Source organism: Cellulomonas pasadenensis, assembly GCF_047229365.1.
In the GTDB taxonomy this organism is placed as follows: Bacteria; Actinomycetota; Actinomycetes; order Actinomycetales; family Cellulomonadaceae; genus Cellulomonas.
In genome coordinates this window covers 1-3,474 of the sequence record NZ_JBFTEP010000220.1, presented here as the reverse complement: position 1 = coordinate 3,474, position 3,474 = coordinate 1, and the positions used below count along the sequence as shown (strand labels likewise).

Below are 3,474 nucleotides of genomic sequence, written 5' to 3'. Positions count from 1 at the left end.
GGCGCGGCGTCGGTCGCCGCGGCGGCGTCCCGTGCCGGCGGCGTCCCGGGCGCGTCGACGGCCGCCTCGCCGTCCCCGACCTCGTCGGCGTCGAGCGGCGACAGCGTCTGCGTCACGAGGTCGGCGAGCGCGTCGGCGCCGACGACCGAGTCGGCGACCGACCGGTAGGCGCTGGCGGCGGGGCTCGCGGTGATGATCGTGACGCGCCGGTCGTCCGCCCGGCAGCGCTGCGCCAGGGGCGTGAAGTCGGCGTCGGCGGACACGATGACGAACTCGTCGTAGCGCGTCGGCGCCGCGAGCGCGTCGACGGCGTCGAGCACGAGGTTGATGTCGGCGCTGCTCTTGCCCTGCTGCGTGAGGGACGGGCAGTCGACGACGCGGAACCCGGCGCGCGTGAAGTTGGGCCGGTAGCGGGAGTACACCGACGGGTTGAGGTAGCAGGCGCGCACGAGGAAGCGGCGCGTGACCTCCCCGTCCGTGTCGGAGCCCTGCGCGAGCTGCGCGAGCCAGTGCCCCGGCTCGGTGGCGAACGCCTCCGCCGCCGCGGGGTCGAGGCGCTTGAGCCCGATGTACACGTTGTCGAAGTCGACGAGGAGGGCGCTGCGCAGGACGCGCGGCTGGTCGGTCACGGTGACGCTCACGCGCCCATCCTGCCCTGGTGCGCGGCCGCCGGGGTGATGTCGGCCGCCCGGCCGCGACACCGTCGGTGCCGGCGTCTAGGGTCCCTGGGGTGAGATCGCCCTGGTTCCTGCGCGCGACGGCGCGGGGCGGCATGGGTGACGCGCTGCGCGCCGTGGACTGGGCGGCCACCCCGCTCGGCGCCCCGTCGGCGTGGCCGGTGCCGCTGCGCTCGGCGGTCGAGCTGTGCCTCAGCACGCGGTTCCCCGTGCTGGTCACGTGGGGTCCGGCGCTCACGATGATCTACAACGACGGGTACCGCGAGATCCTCGGCACGCAGAAGCACCCGGCGGCCCTCGGGGCGCCGCTCGCCGACGTGTGGCCCGACGTGTGGGACGACATCGCGCCGCTCGTGCGCGAGGTCATGGAGCACGGCCGGTCGACGTGGGTGGCGGACCAGCGCCTCGTCATGCACCGGTCCGGGTACGACGAGGAGACGTTCTTCACGTACTCCTACAGCCCGCTGCGGGACGTCGACGGGCGCGTCGCCGGCCTGCTCGACATCGCGACCGACACGACGCACCTCGTGGTCGAGCAGCGGCGCGTGCGGCTGCTGGCCGAGCTGTCCCGCCGCCTGCAGGGCACCGCGCCGTCGGTCGGCGCCGTGGTCGCGGCCGCGGTCGCCCTGCTCGACGACGGGCCCGACGTGGTCGGCGTCGAGGTCCACCTCGGCCCGCCCGCCGGCGTCGACGTCATCGCGGCGTCCCCGACCCCCGTCGGCGCGCGCCCCGGGCTCGTCCTCGACGCGACCGCGCGCGGCGAGGTCGTGGAGGACGGGCACGTGCTGGCCGTGCCGTTCCGGCTGGCGGAGGCGGACGGCCGTGCGGGCGCCGTCGTGCTGCGCCTGGGCGCGCTGCGGCCCGTCGACGACCAGCTGCGCGCGTTCGCCCGCGTCGTCGCGGACACCGTCGCGGCCGCCGTCACGTCGGCCCTGCGGCTCGAGCGGCAGGTCGCCGCGGTCACCCGCGTGTCGGACGTCCTGCAGCACGCGATGCTCGAGCCCGAGGTCGCGCGGGCGGACGTCGCGACCCGCTACGTGCCCGCCGTGCGCGAGCTGACCGTCGGCGGCGACTGGTACGACGTCGTCGCGCTCGCCGACGACCGCGAGGACCCGGACGGTGCGGACGACGCCGACCCCGGCACACCGCGGGGACCGCTGGGCGTCGTGGTGGGGGACTGCGTCGGGCACGGCCTCGACGCCGCCTCGCGGATGGGGCAGCTGCGCAGCGCGGCGCGGGCGCTGCTGCTGCGCACGCGGCGGCCCGCCGCCGTCCTCGACGGCCTGGACGCGTTCGCGCGCACGCTGCCCGGCGCCGAGCTCGCGACCGTGCTGTGCGGTGTCGTCGACCCCGACGCGGGGACCTTCACCTTCTCGTCGGCGGGGCACCCGCCGGGCCTGGTGCTGCACCCCGACCGCACGGTCACGTGGCTCGCGGGCGGACGCGGCCGGCCCCTCACGGTGCCGGCCGGCCCACGGCCGCAGGCGGTCGTCCCGGTGGCGGAGGGCGACCTGCTCGTGCTGTGCACCGACGGGCTGCTGGAGCGGCGCGGCACGCTGCTGCGGGACCGGCTCGACGAGCTCGCGGCCGTGCTCGCCGGCCTCCCCGACCCGGGCGCCGACCCGGACGTGCTCGCCGACGCGCTGCTCGCGCGCATGGCCCCCGACGGCTCGACGGACGACACCGTCGTCGTCGTGCACCGCGTCGGGCCGCGCGATCCCGCGGCGCGGTCCGTCGCGGACGCCGCGCGCCGCACGACCGTGCCCGCCCCGCGCTGGCCGGACCACGACGCGGCCGCCGCGGTGGGGGCGTCCGCCGCGGGCTGACCGCGGGAGCGGGTCAGGGCTGCTGGTTGATCCGGATCATGTTCCCCGCGGGGTCGCGGAACGCGCAGTCGCGCAGCCCGTACGGCTGGTCCGTGGGCTCCTGCACGACCTCCCCGCCGGCCGCCACGAGCCGCGCGAACGTGGCGTCGACGTCGGAGGTGGCGAGGACGATCGACGCGTAGCTGCCCTTCGCCATGAGCTCGGCGATGGTGCGGCGCTCGGCGTCGGTGAGGCCCGGGTCGGCCGCGGGCGGGTGCAGCACGATCGACGTCTGCGGCTGCTCGGGCGCACCGACCGTGACCCACCGCATGGCGCCGTAGCCGACGTCGAGGCGCACCTCGAAGCCGAGCACGTCGCGGTAGAACGCCAGCGACGCCTCCGGGTCGTCGGCCGGCAGGAACGTGGAGGAGATGACGAGGTCCATGCCGCTCACGCTAGGGAGCCGGGGACGGTCCGTGCTTCTCGATTCCTGACCGGTCGCATGACCTGCTTGGCGACGCACGCGGGCAGCCCCCGCCCCTCGTCGGCGGCGAGCCGGCGGTACGCGCTGGGGGACATGCCGACGAGCTCGGAGAACCGTGTGCTGAACGTGCCGAGGGACGCGCACCCGACCGCGAAGCACACGTCCGTGACGGACAGGTCGCCCCGGCGCAGCAGCGTCATCGCGCGCTCGATCCGCCGCGTCATCAGGTAGCTGTAGGGCGACTCGCCGAACACCGCGCGGAACCGGCGGCTCAGGTGACCGGCCGACAGGTGGACGTCGCGCGCGAGCGCCTCGACGTCCAGGGGCTGCGCGTAGTCGCGGTCGATGCGGTCGCGCACGCGGCGCAGCAGCACGAGCTCGCGCAGGCGCGGGTCGGCGGCGGTCACGGCACCAGCCTGCCGCGTGGACGCCGCCGTGCCCAGCACCGGGCCGCGGCGCGGTCGCCCGCGTCCGCCGGCCCCGCCGTCAGCGGTCGCGGCGGACGACC

General features: G+C 76.7%; 4 protein-coding genes. 1 reads left to right on the top strand and 3 read right to left on the bottom strand.

The annotated features are described in order from the left end of the window. A partial coding sequence (locus AB6N23_RS17785; protein ID WP_412867298.1) for an NYN domain-containing protein occupies nucleotides 1-641 on the bottom strand: 641 nt, incomplete at its 3' end. An 89-nt stretch (nucleotides 642-730) separates the two neighbouring features. Between AB6N23_RS17785 and AB6N23_RS17780 the strand changes: the two genes are divergently transcribed. Then, nucleotides 731-2,503, top strand: a complete 1,773-nt coding sequence (locus tag AB6N23_RS17780) for a PP2C family protein-serine/threonine phosphatase (protein ID WP_412867297.1) — start codon at nucleotides 731-733, stop codon at nucleotides 2,501-2,503. Between the two features lie 13 nt (nucleotides 2,504-2,516). Here AB6N23_RS17780 and AB6N23_RS17775 read toward each other — a convergent pair whose 3' ends face one another. Together AB6N23_RS17775 and AB6N23_RS17770 are read right to left on the bottom strand one after the other, a co-directional pair. Next, on the bottom strand, nucleotides 2,517-2,927 hold the full coding sequence (locus AB6N23_RS17775) for a VOC family protein (RefSeq protein ID WP_412867296.1): 411 nt from the start codon (nucleotides 2,925-2,927) through the stop codon (nucleotides 2,517-2,519). Nucleotides 2,928-2,932: 5 nt separating this feature from the next. Then, nucleotides 2,933-3,373, bottom strand: a complete 441-nt coding sequence (locus AB6N23_RS17770; RefSeq protein ID WP_412867295.1) for a helix-turn-helix transcriptional regulator — start codon at nucleotides 3,371-3,373, stop codon at nucleotides 2,933-2,935. Nucleotides 3,374-3,474 lie beyond the last annotated feature (101 nt).